Here is a 16,778-nt window from a genome sequence, read left to right as displayed (position 1 = left end):
AACACACAGGTCACCAGCGCGGCTCCTGGCGGCGCCGGCGGTGGCTACTTGAACACCTGGGCGCTTCTCTGCAGCAGGCGTTCGAGCAAGTTGAACTGATAGACCAGCAGCGCCGCGACCACGATCAGCGAGCCGATGCCTTCATCCAGCGTGACAAACTCGCGCAGGACCACAAACGCCAGAATGGCGGAGAACACCGGCTCGGAAATCTCGAACAGTTGCACGGTGGAGGCGGGGGCGTTGCGCAAGGCTTTGACCGTGAAGAAGTAACCGAGGATGGTCGGGAAAATCGCCAGCGGCAGCAAGAAGCGCCAGGCGTCTGAATTCAGCAGAAGCTCGCTGGGAGCCGATGTCAGCGGCAACAGATACAGGCTGCCCACGCCGATCAGCAGCCAGGTGCCCTCAATTCCTTCCACCAGCCTGAGGTACTTGGCCAGGAGCAGGAAGGCGCCGTAACAGGCCCCTGAGCACAGGGCCAGAAACAGATAGCGGGGATCGGCGTGGGCGCCCTGGGGCAGCATCATCAGCAGACCGACCATGATCATCAGCAGGCAGAACAGGGTATTGCGGGTGATCCGCTCACCGAAGAAGCAATGCCCGGCGATCAGCGTGGTGACGGTGGATGAACCAATCAGCGTCAGCACCACCAGGGGGGCCGCCAGCCCCTGATAGGCGATGGTTTCGAAGGTGAACAGACCGAAGATGCCGAACAGCGCGCACACCGCCACCGCCAGCAGCGACTTGGCCCTCAGGTCCAGCTGGCGCCAGCGACCACTGAGCGCGACCCAGACCCCGAGACAGGCAAAGGCGACCACACATTTGCAGAAGGCAATATCGCCCGGCGTGTAGGTGCCGATCAGCAATTTGGCAAAAATGCCCGAGGTACTGTTGAAAAAAGCCGCCAACAGGGCGCAGATAATGCCAGTTCTGAGCTGTGGGTTAAGTTCCATCTTCACTCCGTCCGTATAGCGGCGAGGCGTCAGGCGACACCTCGCCGCGCTTTTTATAGTGTGTGCCAAAGGCCCTGGTTGATGGCGCCGGTCAGCCCGGCCATCTTGATGCTTTGGCCGGTCGCCTGAAGGTAGCCTTCCGAATCCGCATGGCTGAAACTGCCCACCGCTTCCATTGAGGCGTTGTCCTGGTTATAGAGGGCCGCCGGCACCCCCTGCGCCTGGACAAAACCCATCGTGCCCTTGTAGAGCTTCACCGAGATATCGCCGTTGACCACGCTGGACAGCTCGTCAATCGCGGCCATGGCCGCAGCGCTGGTCTTGTCGAACCAGGTCCCGCGGTAGATGTGATCGGCGAGCAATTGGCTGAGGTGGTCGAATAGCTTGCGCGAGCCTTCATCAAAGACGATCTGCGTCAGCCATTCGTGGCAGGTCCCCAAGAGTTCCATCCCTGGCGCTTCGTACACCCCCCGCGATTTGATGCCGATGATCCGATCCTCGACCAGGTGCACGTGCATGCCGATGGCGTGCCGACCGGCCAGGATGTTGGCCTGTTCGATGAGCGCCAGTTCGTCCAGGGGGTTGCCGTTAATCGCCACCGGGCGGCCCAGGGCAAAGCTGATGGTCACCACTTCAGGTGTGTCGCAGCCGTCTTCGACCGCCACCCCCATGGTCGGGGCCACGACTGCGGCCGCCGTGCCCAGGCTTTCCAGAATGCCGGCTTCATGGGTCAGGCCCAACAGGTTGGCATCGGTGGAATAGATGACCTCGGCGCCGGCTTTCAACGGCAGCCCAAGCCCCTGGCAGTACTCGATCATGGCCTTGCGACCCTTGAAGCGTTCCAGAAAGGCCGGGTCCCGCCAGGGCGCATAGACGCTGAACGAGGGTTGCAGCAGGTTGGTGATGTGCTGGAACCGGACCTGATCGTTGCCGCGCCCGGTGCAGCCGTGGGAGAGCACCTCGATCTTGAGTGCCTGCATCTTTTCCAGCATGCCCTTGAGCAGTACGTGGCGCGCGATGCCCGTGGTGTTCCAGTAGCGCCCGGCATGGAAGGCCCGGGACTTGATGACTTCGATGCCGGCCCTGGCCAGGCTGTGCCTGAGGTCGAGGATGTGCACCGACTGCGCGCCGGCCGCCAGCATCCGCTCTTTGACCGCCTGCAGATCGACTTCATCGGGCTGCCCGAAATCGGCGGTGATGCACTCCACCGCCACGTCGTGTTCTTTCAGCCAGCTGACAATGGTCATGCTGTCCAGGCCGCCGGAGCCGGCAAAACAGAGGGTTGTTCCCGCAAGGTCTTTTACGTGCATGGTTTGAGTCCTTCAAAGAGTGTCCAGGGCATTGAGCAGATCGTTTTCCAGGTCGTGCACGTCTTCGATGCCGACCGACAATCGAATCAGTGCCTTGTCAGGTTGTTCGGCCCGTGAGCCGAGCAGCACCTGATCATCCATGGCCTTGAGCATTGAGTGCGACATGGCCTCGGCGTGTTCGATGCAGCTGTGGATGCCCCCCAGGCTGACCGACAGCCCGGCAACGCGGGTGCTTTCCAGAAAGGTGGCGACATCTGCCGTGCCGCCCTTGATAAGGAACGAGACGACCGCGCCGCCGTGGTTCAGGTAGGCCGCCGTCAGGTGGGCATGGGCGTAGCCTTCAAGCAGCGGATAGATGACGCTTTCGACCTTGGCGTGGCGCTGCAGGCTCCGGGCAATTTGCAGGGCGGAGCGCGACTGGCGCTCCAGGCGCAACTCCAGGGTTTTCAGGCCCTGGGAGATGTTCCAGGCGGCATTGGGGTCGATGGCGGCGCCGAGCAACGACTGGGTATGCCAGATTTTTTCCTGAAGTTCGCTGGAGCAGGACAGGGAGCCGCCGAACACCGAGTAGTGACCACCGGCGTACTTGGTCAGGCTCATGATGACAATGTCTGCCAGCTGCGCCTGGGACTGACGCATGTACGGCGGTACGAAGGTACTGTCGCAGATCGAGATCAATCGATGCTCTTTGCACACGCGTGACAGCCCCGGCAGGTCGATCGCTTTCAGGTCCGGATTACTCAGGGCTTCGTAGTACACCAGCGTCAAGCGGCAGGAGCGGGCAATCGCCTCCAGGCTCTGGGCGTCGGCCGGATCGAAGACCTTGACCACGCCTCCCCATTGAGTGAAGTCCTCTAGGAAAAACCGCGTTGTATCGCCATAGAGGCTGCTGGCAATCGCGACCACATCGCCGGGCCTGGCCAGTGCCAGCAGGGTGGTGGTGATGGCCGACATGCCGGAAGGAAAAATCAGTGACTTGTCCTTGTGCATCAGCAGGGATATCTGGTTTTCGAGATAGCTGACCGTGGGGTTGCCCCAGCGTGTGTAGTAGCTCGTGGGGTGGACCTGATGCTCGGTGGACACAGCGGTCTGGTAGCTGGGCATGCGAAACAGGCTGGTCTGGTAGATCGGCTGAACAAGAGGTTCATGTTCGTGCCCCACCACTTCAAGGTTCATCAGACGGGTAGAGTCTTTCATACAGCCTCTTCTTTTTTATAGGTGGGCGTGGTGAGCGGCGGCAGCGCTATGTCACCGTCCATCAGCGCGGGGATCAGGGGTTTCACCTCGTTGGCCGAGAGGAACACGCCCCCGAAACCGGCATTGACTTGCCGGTATTGCTGATCGTTGAGCATCAGCCGGTGGGCTTTTTGCATGTTCCAGTAGGGGATGCTGGGACGCAGGTGGTGCACCAGATGGAAATTTTCCTGATGCACGCTGAGGAAAAAGCCTTCCAGCGGGTGGCTGAAGCGGTTGCGTGTCAGCAGCAGCCCGTCCTGGCTCTGGCCCAGCAACGGGTAGTGCTCCGCGATCTCGATAAAGCGGCCAATGACCATGAAGGCGGTCAGGTAAGGCAAGACCCAGAACAGCAGCAGTTGCTGCAGCAGACCGAGCCAGGCGGCGGCGCTCAGGAGGCCCGACCAGAGCACGAACATGCCCAGGGCTTCGCCCTTGTAGCGAACCAGGGAGCCGAATCGATGCTTGAACAGATAGCCGATGTACTGCGGCATGTTGAACAGCAGCAGCGTGGCCAGGACATGCTCCAGGCCGAACGCCTTGCGGTCCTTGACGGCATAGAGCCCGGCATCCTGATAGAACAGAAAGTCCGGGTCCTTCTGCGGATCGCCGAGGTAGGGGTGATGTTCATGCACGTGGGACTGCTTGTAGGCGTTGAATGACTGGAAAATCAGAAAAGCCGTCAAGTACCTGCCAATCAGGTTGTTCAAGTGCCTGGATTTCGCCGCTCGTCCATGAGCAGCGTCGTGCATCACCGTGGCCAGGCCACGCTGCCGGGCACCAATGGTCAGCAAGGCCAGTGGATACAGGTAGTAGCAATGACCGGTCGCCCAGGCGCACAGCGCAACGAGGGTGAAGTCGGTGCTCAGCCCGAGCAGCGCGTGCCAGTTATCGGTCACCGCCAGGTGATTGAGTTTCTGGGTGAGTTCGCGGGAAAAGCGGTAGTTCCTGAAAGTCATCGTCTGCTCCATGACGAAATTGCTCCCTTCAGGCCTTGGCCGTGTTATCCGGCATGTGAAAGGGGCATGTGCCCTCCAGGACAGCCTCGCGATCCCCCAGCCAGAACTGCTTCCAGTCCCGGTTCTGGCCCTGGCCGTGGGTGGCCAGGTCGGCCGAAACCGGCACCTGGTCGTAGGTGTTGATCCGCTGGCGGATGAACTGCCTGATCACGTCTCCCTTGGCATTGGGGGGCGCGATGCAATCGATGCCGTCGCGTAATTGCATGACCAGTACCAGGCGGCTGCCGAGGTTGCGGCTGCGACGCAGCAGGTGCTCGGGGCTGGAGATGTTGACGAACAGACGCTGCCCCTGGAAGCAGTAGGCCCAATCCTCGTCATCCGGATTGCGAGTCAGATGCTCGGGCCAGGGAATCTCGTCGCGCCGGACAAAGTCATTGAGCAAGTCCCAGGAGATCTGCTCATGGTCCCCGGCGACGCCGTCGGTGTTGACGACAATCAGCAGGATCTTCATGGCCGCGACCCGCTCATCCGGGGTGGCCAGGACGTTGCCAACGTAGTGCTTGAAGGCTTCGAAAGCCTTGAGTCTTTCAACCTCGGACTGGCAGTCCTCCATGAAGTGGAAGTCTATGTAGCCTTTTTCGTAAGCCTGTTTCACGTAGATACAGGGAAAATCCTCGGCACAGGCCAGCGCCTCGAATTCCGCTCTGTAGGACTCCTTCCATGAGTCCGGGGCGCCGCAAGCGGCGGGCACAGCTTTCTCACTCAGTGCATTCATCAACCAACTCCATGGTGATTTCGATATGCATTCATTTGCATATCGGTGGGCAGGGTTCAACCTCAGGTGCATCTCCTAGCAGCACTTCGGCAGGCGATATGCAACAAATTACATAACGTATGCTGTACCTTCAAGTCGCCAATCGCTGTTTTTTTCCGCGGGGAGCTTGGAGCTTCGGGCTGATGGCTTTGGCTCTTTGCCGGCTCGTGGCGCGGCAACGGCAGGGCGCCTCGGGTTGGTCGTGGGCGATGCCGGGGCAGGGCGTTCGACGCTCAATCAGCGGCGTGCTAACTTGCCTTCCCCTATCGTGTTGACAGCAAAAGATTTTCTTATGGCGACCATTCCCGTTGTGCTGGCCCTGGGGCATGACAGCAATAAACCTATCGCTTCCAATCGGGTGCGTTTGCTCGAAGGCATCGAGCACAGCGGCTCGATCACCAGTGCGGCGGAGTTCTCCGGAATGAGCTATCGCTCGGCCTTGACCTCCATTGAAAGTCTTGAGGAACTCAGCGGCTGCCAGTTGGTGATCAAGACCGTGGGGGGCAAGCATGGCGGTGGCGCCGAGTTGACTGCCGAGGGGCGCAAACTGATCGAGGCGTATCGCCTGATCGAAAAATTCCAGACGGAGCTGGCCAGCCAGTTGGGCGATCATCAGAGCATCTTGTACGCCTACAACCGGATGATGCTGAAAACCAGCGCGCGCAATCAGCTACAGGGCGTGATCGGCCAGATCGATGATGAGGACGATATTGTCGATACCTTGAGCGTCAGGATTTCCGACACCGATACGCTCAACGTCACCGTTACCAAGGAAAGCACGGCGGAACTGGGGTTACGCCCCGGTGTTCAGGTATCGCTGCTGATCAAGGCCCCGAGCATCACCTTGGCCGCTACGCCTGCGCCGGCTCATGGGGTCAATCGCCTGCAGGCCAGGGTCGTCGCGTTGCAGAAAGGCCGAAGCAAGAGTCGCTTGAAATTGCGCCTGGCTGACGAAATCGGCATCTCGTCGATCGTCGCCACCGGCGAGCTTCCCGCTGGCGGTCTGCTTGAGGGCAGTCACGTACAGATCGACATCGATGCCGAACATATTCTGATCGGCATATCGTTCTAGGCAAAAGCTTGGCGGCGCAAGGCTGCCAGCCGGGCGCGGCGCAGCCACGGGGCTGCCGCTGCACCGGACACTCGGTGGGCCTCTCAGTTGCGGAAATACAACTCGTCCAGCTGCCGTCGGCGGATCACCAGGTACTCGTCCCAGACCTTGGGGAAATCCTCGTCCCGGGTGAAGGGAAAGGTCAGGTAGACGGTGCGGCCGATCACACTGATGTACTCCCGCACTCGCTTGTACGCCGGTTGCTCCAGCAGCGAAATGTACTCGTCATAGGCGTAGTGGTAGTGGCTAATCGTGACCCGGTGGGGCGCGATCATGCCGCGGGAAAAGTCGATCACCCAGCCGTGACTCATGTCGCTGCCCAGGTAGCCGTAGACCCCGTCCTCGGACAGGCTGATGCAGTTTCGTGCCTGCTCGCCATCTTCATCGTTGACCAGCACGATCTGGGTTTCGAAATAGCGGATGGCTTGTTGCTCGGGGCCACGCAGTTGCAGGTTCCAGCTGATGGCGCCCATGCGGAATTCACCTTGTTCGGCAAATTCGGCGATCCAGCCATTGGCGAGGGTAATGCGGTGTGTGGTCATCGTTGTCCTGGTGCTGGCTGTCCCTGAAGGCTGGGATTGTACGCCAGCCGCCGGGTGAAACAGTGCCTGAATTGCAGGCGCGACGACGCTGCCGCAAGCCGTGCATTTGCCTGCATAATGCGCGGCCGTTTGGCTAAACCGAAGAATTGATCAGGAGGATCAGGCTGGTATGTACAGACTTGGGCACATGATAGACAACCAGTGGGTGGAACACAGTTATCCGCCTGTATTCGTGGTTGGCCCCATTGGTGAAGGGCAACGCGTGGTGGCCGGGGCGCCAGGCTCGGACCCTCAGGTGATGCTCAGCCTGCTGCGCTGCCTGGCCGAGCCCCTGGTCCTGCTGTTTGTCCTGCACACGCCTCGGGAGGGTTCGCAGAGAGGACGCTACCGGAGCCCGCCGTTGTCGCGGGAAGCGGTTGAAGACTTCATTCATGACTTCAAGCCGCTGCTCTGTGGCGACAGCCGTTTCGATCTGTGGGTCCACTCGCCCGAGCAGCAGGCCACGGTGGTCTGGGACCGGCACAATCTGATCTACGCCTACGGGCCTCTCGAGGACTACGTCAGGACCCTGCGCGCGCTGGGGTTCGGCCATGGCGAGCCGCAACTGCCGGTGCCTCATTACCATCACTATCATGCGCAACTGGATGACCTGTGCCGGCAGTTGCTCGAGCACTTCGACTGGCAGCACTCGCCGTTGCAGCCTGAGGATGAGCAGTGAGGGCGTTCCTGACACGGCGTGATCAGGCTTGAAGCGGCTGGCCAATGCAGTGTTCAAAGACGCGTTCCATAGGTTCCAGGTGGCCGTTGTAGGCAGCGATGTTGGCCTGCAGCCACTCATTGCCTTCGACGCCCCACCAGCTGATTTCAAACCCGGCATTCATGATCAGGTGTTCAAACAGGATGCGTTGTGCTCGGCCATTACCGTCGCGAAATGGATGCACGACGTTGAGTTCGGAGTAGGTCAGCGCAACGGCGCTTATCAGTTCCGTGCGTGACATGCCGTCGAACCAGTTGGCCGCAGCCATGATCTGGAAGACCTTGCCCGCTTCTTTCTCCATGTAGGCCGGTTGGCAGAAGCGCGTGCCTTGCTTGGATATGCCCACTGTTCGAAGTGCTCCGGCCCAGTCATACAGGTCAGCGAACAGCGTCAGGTGGATGTTCTTGAGGTAGTTCAGGTCATAGGGGGGAGGGTTGAACTCGAGGCTTTGCGCCGCCAGCGTGGAGAACAGTTGTTCCGCAGCGCTCAAGCTCAGGTCGTTGCGAATGCCGAGTTTGTTACGCAGGACCGCCGAATGGGGGTAGCAGTAGGGATCCTGGCCCGCTCCATATTTGCCGGACATCAGGCTGTGGTCTTGGCGAAGGCCTTCAACAGTTCTTCACGGGAAGGCAGGGTTCGTTCAGTGTCTGCCTGGGACACCTTGAAACCTTCCAGGCGCAGGCTGGCTGTGTAATTGGACTTGCGGGTCTTCGCCGCGTAGGCCTTCTTGGCCTCAAGGCTGGTGGTTCCCATGGGGCAGGACCTCAATGGTGGAAGTGGGCGAATTATAGTCGATCCGCTGGGGAGTCACAGCGCTAGCCTTTTACCGTCAGCGCTGCTTCTGCTCGGTTGCTCTTGCGAGTCGGGGCCATTGCGGCCCCGACCCCAGTGGCTCAGTTGGCGCGGTGCAAGGCCGGCGTCCGTGGCGGAATCAGCCGCTTGCTGCCGGTGGATTCGAAGGCCGACGCCAGGCGCAGCAGGCTCGAATCGTCATAGGCGCGGCCGGCGAAGGTCAGGCCGACCGGCATGCCGATGTCCGCCATCACGCCCATTGGAACGGTCACCGTGGGCACGCCCAGGTGGCGGATCGCGAGGTTGCCGTTGGCCACCCACACGCCGTTGCTCCAGGCAATGTCCGCCGACTCGGGATTGATGTCGGCATCCGCCGGGCCTACGTCGGCCACGGTGGGGAACAGCACCGCGTCCAGCCCCTGGCGATCCATCCACTCTTCCAGGTCGATGCGCCGGGTCTGTTCCAGGCCGCGCAGGCCGTCGGCCAGGGAGGCGATCTGGTCCCAGCTCTTGAGTCCGCGCTTGGCCATGGTCACGTACTGGTCCATGCCGGCGGCCAAGTCGTCTTCGCGGTTGGGCAGGGTGCCGGGGTCATGGGGGAATATGTTCGGCCCGTCGACATCCGCCAGGCGGTTGAGCTTGGGATCGTCGTTGGCCCGCAGGAAGTCGTCGAAGGCCCAGCCCGAAAGTTCCCACAACTCGTCATGGAGGAATTCCTGGCTGACCAGACCGCGGTTGTACACGGTCGGTGCGCCGGGGCGGTCGCCTTCGCAGTTGGACACCAGCGGGAAGTCCACTTCCAGTACTTCGGCGCCGGCGGCTTCCAGGGCTTGACGCGCCTGTTCCCAGAGGCTGATCACCGAGGGCCGGGTATGGATGCGCTGGCCGGTGGGGCCGCCGATGCCGGGTTTGTCGCTGGTGCCGGCTTCGGGGTCGGCGTTGATGTACAGGCGCGGCACGCCAAAACGCTTGCCCTTGAGCGCCGTGGCGTCGGCCGCCAGTTGCGGGTAGGACGCCGGGCGCACCGAGCTCACGCTGGGGATCGGCACCCAGGGCTGCAGGCGCCACAGGTCGCCGCGGGTGTCCGGGTCTTCGGCCACCACCACGTCCAGCACTTGCAGCAGGTCGGCCATGGTCCGGGCGAAGGGCACCACCACGTCCATGGTCGGGGTCAGCGGCCAGTTGCCGCGCACCGAGATCACCCCGCGTGACGGCGTGTAGGCGCACAGGCCGTTGTTGGAGGCCGGGCCACGACCGCTGGACCAGGTTTCCTCGGCCAGGCCGAAGGCGGCGAAGCTGGCGGCGGTGGCGGTGCCGGCACCGTTGGACGAGCCGGAGGCGAAGGGCGCGGTCAGGTAGTTGGCGTTATAGGGGCTTTCCGCGCGGCCATACACACCGCGCTGCATGCCGCCGTTGGCCATGGGCGGCATGTTGGTCTTGCCCAGGCAGATGGCCCCGGCAGCCCGCAGGCGCTCGATGGTGAAGGCGTCCCGGTAGGCCACCAGCTCGGCGAAGGCCGGGCTGCCCGAGGCGGCGGTCAACCCCTTGACCAGGTAGCTGTCCTTGGCGGTGTAGGGAATGCCGTCCAAGGGACCCAGGGGCTGGCCCTTGGCGCGACGCGCGTCGGACGCTGCGGCTTCCTTCAGGGCCTCGGGGTTGCGCACCACCACGGCGTTCAGCGCGGTGGAGGTCTCCAGGCCATCGTAGGCGTCGATCCGCGCCAGGTAGGCCTGGACCAGCTCCACGGAGGTGGTCCGGCCTGATTCCAGGGCGGCGCGCAGGTCGGCAATGGACACTTCAGTGACTTCGATCATGCTGCTACCGCCGCTGGCTGATGGGGAATGAGGTATAGAGGGCGCAACGGGGCGCGGGTGTTCGGGTAATGACTGTGCATGGTGGTTCTCGTGGTACGGCTCGGCACGACAGGGGTGGCATGGAACGCAGGGGGCCTTTTTAGCATTTAGCGCGGGGTAGAGGAATCGACTTGATGGATTATTGGTCGAGCTCACGTGGAGCAATGACGACTCCGAGTTGAGGGTGCGATACAGAAAAAGGGGCTGTGTTGCGATGAGATTTCTTGTCTCCAACCCTTGAGTGGAGCAACACACTATTGTGGTAGGTGGTATTCAACACTTGATCTTAGGGGGAGGCGAGTACAAACGCCTGTGTTCTGGAATGGAGCACTCTCTCTAGCTCCAAGATGCCGTGCGCCACTCTCAAATTGCGAGCTTTTTTTCAAAGGGCGACTAGAGTCTAAATGGTCCGACTCGTTTGGGATGAGTGGTCTAACTAGTGCTGTAAAACGACATAAAAATGCATGGCGCTACTCTGAAAGGTGATAGACATGGATGAGTCGGAGTTGAAGGGTTTGCTGTCCGAGGAGCGGGAGAAAATTCGCCAGGAAATGCGCAATGAAATTGCAACGCTGTTCAAGCGAGAAACAGAGGTGTTGCAAGAGCGGATACAGCTTTATCTTAAAGTTGGTCAGTGGTGTGGGGTTATTATCCTGGCTATATTAACGGCCTTTGGTTTTACCAAGGCGGATGACGTTATGAAAAGTCTGGAGGCTTATTTTAAGCAGCGTCTGGAGGAACAGTATAAGTTAGATGATCCCAGTTCTGGTATTTCAGTTAGCCTGAGTCGATTTATGGATCAGGCGTTGGTGGCTTCGGCTTATATTGAGTCGAAAGCTGCGCAAGCAAGAGATTCTGATCGCCACCCCCAGAGACCTGATAGGCAGCAGGAAATCAAGAGGTTGCTTAGGATTGTCAAGGATCCGACGTCAAGCGTCGAAACGTTTGATCAGGCGATATCCGGATTGAGCTACTTAGCTGGTTCGGACGAGTCTAGAACACATGTTGCTCAAGAGTTGGCTCTGTTGTTGGCTGCGGATGAACATAAAAACTACGGATGGGTCGGGCCTGAAGAGCAAAAGGCACTCATTCTTCTAAGTTATCCGTCCTCTGTTGAGATTGATGTCGCAGCAACGAGGTTGTTGCCCAGCAATCCTTCAGAAAAAATCATGCTGGGGATACTCAAAAGGCTCAGGAATGAAAATCACCGTCCGGCCGTCAAGGCCATCACTGCTGTTGCAGATTCAACGGACAGCAAGTTACTAAAGTATGAGTCAATGTTGGCCCTGGCGACGCTGCAACCTGCTAGTCAAAAGCTTAGGGATTTTGTTCTATATGGACTTCTTGCGGAAAAAAATAATAACCAGAAGATAAAAAATGTCGAGGTGGCGGTGGCCATATATGAGTCGAGGCTTGATGATGAATTTCTGATTGCTTCAGATAAATTTGAGGCTCGTAAGAAGATGGTTGAAGAATTGGTGGTGCCATTAATGTCTTCGGCTATCGATGCAGGTGTACGTGTTGAGGATCTATCATGCTCTGGTGGAAGTCAGTTGTTTGGTTTGAGTGATGCAGTGTCGGTATCGTTGCGTGGCAATGTTTATGATGGAGATTTTATTGGTCCACTGTTTCAGTATGCAAGCAATATTTCCATGAGGAAGCTTGTTGGTTATATGGAGTCAATGAGGCCTATTGTAAAGGGTGAGAAGAGTGTTAGTTGTTTGAAATTCGAACTGCTTCTGGGCGAAAGTTCGGTAATAAAGGATGAAAATAATAATGATGTAGCGTTGAATGAGATAAAAGGTAGAAGGGTTGAGGTTGTTAGGCCGAAGTTGGAGAGATGGCAGCAAGATGCTTTGGGGGTGGTGCCGGTAAATGTAGAAGGTGATTATCTTTTGTTGTCTTGGTTTGATTTGAATGGGAAGTCGGTAACTAAGAAGGCTTCAATGATTAAATCGGTGCTCTTTACTGTGAGTGAAAAGCTTTGAGGTTTTAAATGTCCTGGTCTGTTTTGTATGATTGCGATTTTGCATTGAAGGTATAAGGGTGAGATCGCTGGAGTTGTGGCTTTATATAGGTTGTATTTCTAAACTTTATTAATTGTTTTATTTCGGGTTCATGCCTTTACTGCTCAGCCTCTTCGCTATCGGTGTCGATGCTTTGGTAGTGATAACTAGAGACTCAGCAGTAAAGTACACAACTTTTTTACTCTTTGGAGCGGTTGAACTCGCCCAGGTAAACAAGCGTTGCCGTGTTTGTGGGTTTGCGCTGGTTGGGGCCGGGGGCGTCCGATTGCCGGTCGCCATGGATCGACTCACTGCCGACGACGATGTAATGGCTGTAGCCGGGATCGATACGCGTGCGCAGTTGCTGTTTTTCAGCGTCGCTGCGGATCATCGATTCCAGGTAGGGTGGGCCGTCTTCACGGTCGATCAGTTCGACGAAGTCGGCGTCCATGGAGTAGCCCAGCTCCTGCTTGAGGCGCCAGCTGGGGTTGCGGGCTTCCCAGGCGCTGAACTCGGCGGCGCTGGCATCCGCCGCAGGTTCGGCTTCCCACTGTTCGAAGGCGAACAGTTCGGCCTCGGCCTGGTTCGCAAAGCGCGCGGCAAACAGGTGAAAGGCAAAGTAGGCATCGGCGGCTGGCATTGGCTCAATGGCTCCCTTGTTCAGATCACGCTGGCGCGTTGCAGGTAGCTGACATGGCCCAGGCCGGCGGCACTCAGGCGTGCCACCAGGTCTTCCCGGGCCTGGGCGCCGTCGTTGCGCAGGTATTCCAGCTCCGAGGCGGTGATCAGCACCACCGGCACCAGGGTCACCGGTGACAGCGGCATGTCTTCCAGGCGGGTCGGGAAGTCGGCGGCCGGGCCGCCGATCAGCACCCCGACGCAGTCGTCGGCGCTGACAAAGTGTGCCGGCAGTTGCTCGCTCATGGCGCGAGACTGGCTGACCCCGGGCAGCTCCAGGGACAGCACGCCGTAGCGTTCCAGGCGCGAGCGGTAGCCGCCGGCATCGGCCACGGTGCCGGCCACGCAGCGCAGCAGTTCAAAGGTCCAGCTGTCGGCGAAGGGGTAGACGTCGCCGGGCGTGCCCTGGGCGTGATCGGGGATGTCCGGAGTTTCGACGAACAGCTCCATCTCGAAGCCGTTGCCCAGGTCGTCGCCCTCGACGCCATCGAAGGGGTCTGACAGGCCTTCGGTAGCGAGGATGATGCCGTTGTCGCGGCGCACAATGCGGTACGCCTGGCGGGTGGAAGGCCAGTGCGGGCCGCCCATGAAGCTGGGGCTGATGGCAAAGCCGAGGACATCCTGCTCGCATTGGCCGACCGCTTGCCAATGGCGGTCGAGGCAGGCGGCGCCGGCTTCGAGCAGGGCCAGGTTGGCCGATTCGACGTTCCCTATGGGCTCGACGGCGTCGACCGCTGCGCTCGCCTCATTGGGCGCCTGCCGTGTGCCAATGGCCGAAGGGGCCGGTTTCTTGAGGCGGTCGAACAACTGGCTGAAGAAGCTCATGGGCGGTCCTTGCGATCAGTGATACGGGCGCCAGGGGCTAACCCTGGCAGGAGCGGGGCATTGTGACGGGTTGCACCGGATGTGAAAACCACGACGCCATGCGCAACGGGTGGCCTGGGCATATTCCCGGTTGCCAATTGGAGCAACCCGGGTAGACTGCGCGGCTCTAACGCCAGACGTTTTTATAGCTAAGCGGTGCAGGCGTTTCGACGATGTTCGATACATGATTATTGATGTGTCGATTGCGCACGGATGCGAATGATCCTTAACCGGCAGGCACTTGCCGCAACATCGGAATTTTTTGCCTGCCTGCTCATCCGGACTTCGTTAAATGCCCACCCGGCCCAAGCCCAAGCTCAATCTTCGTGTTCTGATTCTGGTCTTCGTACTGTTCGCAGCACTGGCCACCCTGGCCAACAGCTTCTGGGTCATGTTCAAGATCCAGAAGCAGGAGCTGATTGATAACGCCTTGCAAGCCAATCGGGCCTATGCCGCTCGCATCGCCTCGGGTGTGGAGCAGGTGCTCAGCTCCGATCAGGAGCGCTTGAAGTACGCCGCCACTCTGCTGGGCAAGGGCTTTGGCGACTCGCGACTATTGGCCGGCGAAGCCGAGCGCTTGCTGGGGCAGGACAACAGCTTCAACTCGGTACTGATCACCAATGCGGCCGGCACCGTCATTGCGTCGGCGCCCGAGCACCTGCGCCTCGATGGCCAGTCCCTGCAAGACCAGGCGCCGCTCAGGCTGCGGCAACCGATCATCAGCAAGGCTTTCAAGTCCATCGCCGGCAACCTGCTGGTTTTCATCTCCCAGCCGGTGTTCGACGACAAGGGGCAGTACCTCGGGCTGGTCGGTGGCAGCATTCGCCTGGAACAGAAAAACGCCCTTCAAGACCTGATGGACCGGCAGGTGCGGGAGGATGGCGCCTATGTCTACCTGGTCGACAGCACTCGGCGCGTGCTCTATCACCCGTATCCGGAGCGGATCGGCGAGATCGTCGCCGAAGATCCGATTGTCGATGCGGTTCTTGATCAGGGCAGTGGCGCGTTGCAGGCGCTGGATGCCCATGGCGTGGAAATGCTCGCGGGCTTCGCCCAGGTGCCCAGCAGCGGCTGGGGGGTGATCTCGCAGCAACCGCTGGGCAACATCCAGGCGTTGCTGCAGGAGACCATGTCCAAGGTCGCCAGGGACATTGTTCCGCTGGCGCTGTTCGGGATGGTGCTGATCTGGTGGCTGGGGGCCAAGATTTCGGCGCCGTTGTCCCGGCTGGCCGACAGTGCCAAGCGCCTGGACAGCCCGGACAGCTATGAGCGTATCAGCGCCATCCCGGCGCAGTATTTTGAAAGCTGGCAGATTCGTCGGGCGCTGTTGCTGGGCACCAGCCTGCTCCAGGAAAAGATCGGCCGGCTCAACCAGCAGGCGCAAAGTGATGCGTTGACCGGGCTGGCCAACCGGCGCGCGATGCAGGACACCCTGACGCTCTGGCAACAGGCCGGGCAGCCGTTCGCCATCGTTTCCATGGATATCGACCACTTCAAACGGGTGAATGACACCTTCGGCCACGGTGTGGGGGATGAAACCCTGAGGGCGATTGCCGGCCTGATGAAGCAAAACTCGCGCGCGGATGACTTGCCGTGCCGGGTCGGTGGCGAGGAGTTCGTCTTGCTGCTGCCCAACAGTTCACTGCGCTCGGCCACCGATGTCGCGGAGCGTCTGCGCGCCTCGATCGCCGCGGCGAACATCGACACCGTCGGCCACATTACCGTTTCCCTGGGCGTCAGCTTGTGGCTGCCGGGTGGCGTTTCGGTTGCGGCCGCGCTGGAGAAGGCCGATCGGCTGTTGTATCAGGCCAAGCAGAACGGGCGCAATTGCGTGGTGGCCGAAGGGCGCTCGCTGGCGGTCAGCTAAGTGCGGGTGTTTGCGCTCGCTCGGTCTGCCTTGCCTTTAAACCGACGGCTCATTGAGAATCCGCCCCGGTCCGACATCAACGAGAGGCGATCGCCATGATTTACCCGAAGAAGCTCAGCGCGGAATTGTCCGGGGCGCTGCGGACTTTCAGTTTCTGGGTCGCCAACGGCACCCTCGGCTACCCGTTGCTGGAAGGCATCGACTACCGCAGTTGCCTTGGCGAAGAGCCGAGCATGCTGGAGATGGCCTACGCGATCTTCGCCAATGTGCTGGAGCTGGACGAGCAGGGCGTACCGGTGAATGCCAAGTACGCCGAGTACCGTGCCGCCCAATACATCCGTCAGTATTGCGACCCGGGTTACAGCGCAGTGCCGGCGTTCGAGGAGTGGGAGCAGGAGCTGTATGGCCCACCGGATAGAGAGGACAGCAAGCCCTGGCCACTCGGTGTGGCCTAGGTTTCTCGAAGGCTCGATACAAACGTCGGGCCGTGTGGTTTCGAAACGACGAACACCCTCATCAAGGATTATGAATGTCGCTGATTTCGCAACGTGTAGAACTGGCCCGCCAGGGTGCCAACGATAAAGTGATTTGCCGCATGGCTTCGGGCTGGGCGGTGATGGGCGATGTGCAGTTTCTTGAAGGCTATTGCCTGTTGCTGCCGGACCCGGTGGTCGCCAGCCTCAATGACCTGGACGCCGAGGCCCGGGCCACCTACCTGCTGGACATGGCCCGTATTGGCGATGCACTGCTCCAGGCCACCGGGGCGCTGCGCATCAACTATGAAATCCTCGGCAACTCCGAACCGGAGCTGCATTGCCATATCTTTCCCCGCTACGCCTCGGAGCCGGAAGGCAAGCGCCGGATGCCGGTGTGGTTCTACGACTGGAAGGCCGCGCCGCCTTATGTCGAGGCCGAGCATGGGGCATTGCGCGAAAGAATCGCCCAGCTATTGGCCGTCTGATTGTAGGAGCGAGCTTATTCGCAATGGTCGTCAACGAAAACGCCGCGTTCCCTGGGGAACGCGGCGTTCTTGAAGGCTTCG

17 protein-coding genes are annotated in these 16,778 nt (G+C 60.0%); 6 read left to right on the top strand and 11 right to left on the bottom strand.

All coding sequences use genetic code 11. The features are described 5' to 3' along the window. Positions 1 to 44 precede the first annotated feature (44 nt). The 5 genes from LXM55_RS04325 to LXM55_RS04305 are packed head-to-tail and all read right to left on the bottom strand — an operon-like array spanning position 45 to position 5,227. The gene (locus tag LXM55_RS04325; protein ID WP_233318904.1) at positions 45 to 950 is read right to left on the bottom strand and encodes a DMT family transporter; all 906 of its coding nucleotides are present in this window, start codon (positions 948 to 950) and stop codon (positions 45 to 47) included. Between the two features lie 53 nt (positions 951 to 1,003). Beyond that, on the bottom strand, positions 1,004 to 2,260 hold the full coding sequence (gene argG, locus LXM55_RS04320; RefSeq protein WP_233318902.1) for an argininosuccinate synthase: 1,257 nt from the start codon (positions 2,258 to 2,260) through the stop codon (positions 1,004 to 1,006). Between the two features lie 12 nt (positions 2,261 to 2,272). Continuing rightward, positions 2,273 to 3,457: a trans-sulfuration enzyme family protein gene (locus LXM55_RS04315; RefSeq protein ID WP_233318900.1), complete on the bottom strand. Its 1,185-nt coding sequence runs from the start codon at positions 3,455 to 3,457 to the stop codon at positions 2,273 to 2,275. Further along, positions 3,454 to 4,452, bottom strand: coding sequence for a fatty acid desaturase family protein (locus tag LXM55_RS04310; protein WP_233318898.1), 999 nt, complete (start codon positions 4,450 to 4,452; stop codon positions 3,454 to 3,456). Before LXM55_RS04310 ends, LXM55_RS04315 begins: the two co-directional genes overlap by 4 nt. Positions 4,453 to 4,480: 28 nt before the next feature. Next, positions 4,481 to 5,227, bottom strand: a complete 747-nt coding sequence (locus LXM55_RS04305) for a YqcI/YcgG family protein (protein ID WP_233318896.1) — start codon at positions 5,225 to 5,227, stop codon at positions 4,481 to 4,483. Positions 5,228 to 5,468: 241 nt separating this feature from the next. Between LXM55_RS04305 and LXM55_RS04300 the strand changes: the two genes are divergently transcribed. Then, a complete protein-coding gene (locus tag LXM55_RS04300) occupies positions 5,469 to 6,338 on the top strand; it encodes a TOBE domain-containing protein (RefSeq protein ID WP_233319057.1) in 870 nt (289 codons plus the stop codon). Positions 6,339 to 6,421: 83 nt separating this feature from the next. Here LXM55_RS04300 and LXM55_RS04295 read toward each other — a convergent pair whose 3' ends face one another. After that, positions 6,422 to 6,919 (bottom strand): hypothetical protein, encoded by a 498-nt coding sequence (locus LXM55_RS04295; RefSeq protein WP_233318894.1) that lies wholly within the window; start codon positions 6,917 to 6,919, stop codon positions 6,422 to 6,424. A 169-nt stretch (positions 6,920 to 7,088) separates the two neighbouring features. On the opposite strand from LXM55_RS04295, the gene LXM55_RS04290 reads away from it, so the two are divergent. Further along, positions 7,089 to 7,637, top strand: coding sequence for a hypothetical protein (locus tag LXM55_RS04290; RefSeq protein WP_233318893.1), 549 nt, complete (start codon positions 7,089 to 7,091; stop codon positions 7,635 to 7,637). Positions 7,638 to 7,659: 22 nt separating this feature from the next. Here the strand turns inward: LXM55_RS04290 and LXM55_RS04285 are convergent, their stop codons facing one another. The 3 genes from LXM55_RS04285 to LXM55_RS04275 form a co-directional block, all read right to left on the bottom strand. After that, complete coding sequence (locus LXM55_RS04285; protein WP_233318891.1) at positions 7,660 to 8,259, bottom strand: putative adenosine monophosphate-protein transferase Fic; 600 nt, start codon at positions 8,257 to 8,259, stop codon at positions 7,660 to 7,662. Continuing rightward, positions 8,259 to 8,429 (bottom strand): YhfG family protein, encoded by a 171-nt coding sequence (locus LXM55_RS04280; protein ID WP_233318888.1) that lies wholly within the window; start codon positions 8,427 to 8,429, stop codon positions 8,259 to 8,261. Before LXM55_RS04280 ends, LXM55_RS04285 begins: the two co-directional genes overlap by 1 nt. Positions 8,430 to 8,569: 140 nt before the next feature. Beyond that, positions 8,570 to 10,282: an amidase gene (locus LXM55_RS04275; RefSeq protein WP_233318885.1), complete on the bottom strand. Its 1,713-nt coding sequence runs from the start codon at positions 10,280 to 10,282 to the stop codon at positions 8,570 to 8,572. Positions 10,283 to 10,812: 530 nt separating this feature from the next. Here LXM55_RS04275 and LXM55_RS04270 point away from each other — a divergent pair. Beyond that, a complete protein-coding gene (locus LXM55_RS04270; protein WP_233318883.1) occupies positions 10,813 to 12,309 on the top strand; it encodes a hypothetical protein in 1,497 nt (498 codons plus the stop codon). Positions 12,310 to 12,526: 217 nt separating this feature from the next. Here the strand turns inward: LXM55_RS04270 and LXM55_RS04265 are convergent, their stop codons facing one another. Continuing rightward, on the bottom strand, positions 12,527 to 12,967 hold the full coding sequence (locus LXM55_RS04265; protein ID WP_233318881.1) for a hypothetical protein: 441 nt from the start codon (positions 12,965 to 12,967) through the stop codon (positions 12,527 to 12,529). Positions 12,968 to 12,987: 20 nt separating this feature from the next. Then, complete coding sequence (locus tag LXM55_RS04260) at positions 12,988 to 13,830, bottom strand: suppressor of fused domain protein (protein ID WP_233318879.1); 843 nt, start codon at positions 13,828 to 13,830, stop codon at positions 12,988 to 12,990. Between the two features lie 331 nt (positions 13,831 to 14,161). Between LXM55_RS04260 and LXM55_RS04255 the strand changes: the two genes are divergently transcribed. The 3 genes from LXM55_RS04255 (at position 14,162) to LXM55_RS04245 (ending at position 16,697) form a co-directional block, all read left to right on the top strand. Continuing rightward, positions 14,162 to 15,736: a sensor domain-containing diguanylate cyclase gene (locus tag LXM55_RS04255; protein WP_233318878.1), complete on the top strand. Its 1,575-nt coding sequence runs from the start codon at positions 14,162 to 14,164 to the stop codon at positions 15,734 to 15,736. Between the two features lie 95 nt (positions 15,737 to 15,831). Then, complete coding sequence (locus LXM55_RS04250) at positions 15,832 to 16,191, top strand: DUF7677 family protein (RefSeq protein ID WP_233318876.1); 360 nt, start codon at positions 15,832 to 15,834, stop codon at positions 16,189 to 16,191. Positions 16,192 to 16,265: 74 nt separating this feature from the next. Continuing rightward, positions 16,266 to 16,697 (top strand): HIT family protein, encoded by a 432-nt coding sequence (locus LXM55_RS04245; protein ID WP_233318875.1) that lies wholly within the window; start codon positions 16,266 to 16,268, stop codon positions 16,695 to 16,697. The last annotated feature ends 81 nt before the right edge of the window (positions 16,698 to 16,778 follow it).

The sequence above is a fragment of the Pseudomonas sp. Au-Pse12 genome, assembly GCF_021341665.1.
GTDB lineage: Bacteria > Pseudomonadota > Gammaproteobacteria > Pseudomonadales > Pseudomonadaceae > Aquipseudomonas.
This window is presented reverse-complemented; position numbering and strand designations above follow the sequence as displayed.

Bases quoted from the DNA above. Each gene is read 5' to 3' on its own strand.
- LXM55_RS04245 (WP_233318875.1), top strand. From the start codon at position 16,266: ATGTCGCTGATTTCGCAACGTGTAGAACTGGCCCGCCAGGGTGCCAAC.
- LXM55_RS04250 (WP_233318876.1), top strand. From the start codon at position 15,832: ATGATTTACCCGAAGAAGCTCAGCGCGGAATTGTCCGGGGCGCTGCGG.
- LXM55_RS04265 (WP_233318881.1), bottom strand. From the start codon at position 12,967: ATGCCAGCCGCCGATGCCTACTTTGCCTTTCACCTGTTTGCCGCGCGC.
- LXM55_RS04315 (WP_233318900.1), bottom strand. From the start codon at position 3,457: ATGAAAGACTCTACCCGTCTGATGAACCTTGAAGTGGTGGGGCACGAA.
- LXM55_RS04255 (WP_233318878.1), top strand. From the start codon at position 14,162: ATGCCCACCCGGCCCAAGCCCAAGCTCAATCTTCGTGTTCTGATTCTG.
- argG (WP_233318902.1), bottom strand. From the start codon at position 2,260: ATGCACGTAAAAGACCTTGCGGGAACAACCCTCTGTTTTGCCGGCTCC.
- LXM55_RS04270 (WP_233318883.1), top strand. From the start codon at position 10,813: ATGGATGAGTCGGAGTTGAAGGGTTTGCTGTCCGAGGAGCGGGAGAAA.
- LXM55_RS04280 (WP_233318888.1), bottom strand. From the start codon at position 8,429: ATGGGAACCACCAGCCTTGAGGCCAAGAAGGCCTACGCGGCGAAGACC.
- LXM55_RS04325 (WP_233318904.1), bottom strand. From the start codon at position 950: ATGGAACTTAACCCACAGCTCAGAACTGGCATTATCTGCGCCCTGTTG.
- LXM55_RS04275 (WP_233318885.1), bottom strand. From the start codon at position 10,282: ATGATCGAAGTCACTGAAGTGTCCATTGCCGACCTGCGCGCCGCCCTG.
- LXM55_RS04290 (WP_233318893.1), top strand. From the start codon at position 7,089: ATGTACAGACTTGGGCACATGATAGACAACCAGTGGGTGGAACACAGT.
- LXM55_RS04305 (WP_233318896.1), bottom strand. From the start codon at position 5,227: ATGAATGCACTGAGTGAGAAAGCTGTGCCCGCCGCTTGCGGCGCCCCG.
- LXM55_RS04295 (WP_233318894.1), bottom strand. From the start codon at position 6,919: ATGACCACACACCGCATTACCCTCGCCAATGGCTGGATCGCCGAATTT.
- LXM55_RS04260 (WP_233318879.1), bottom strand. From the start codon at position 13,830: ATGAGCTTCTTCAGCCAGTTGTTCGACCGCCTCAAGAAACCGGCCCCT.
- LXM55_RS04310 (WP_233318898.1), bottom strand. From the start codon at position 4,452: ATGACTTTCAGGAACTACCGCTTTTCCCGCGAACTCACCCAGAAACTC.
- LXM55_RS04285 (WP_233318891.1), bottom strand. From the start codon at position 8,259: ATGTCCGGCAAATATGGAGCGGGCCAGGATCCCTACTGCTACCCCCAT.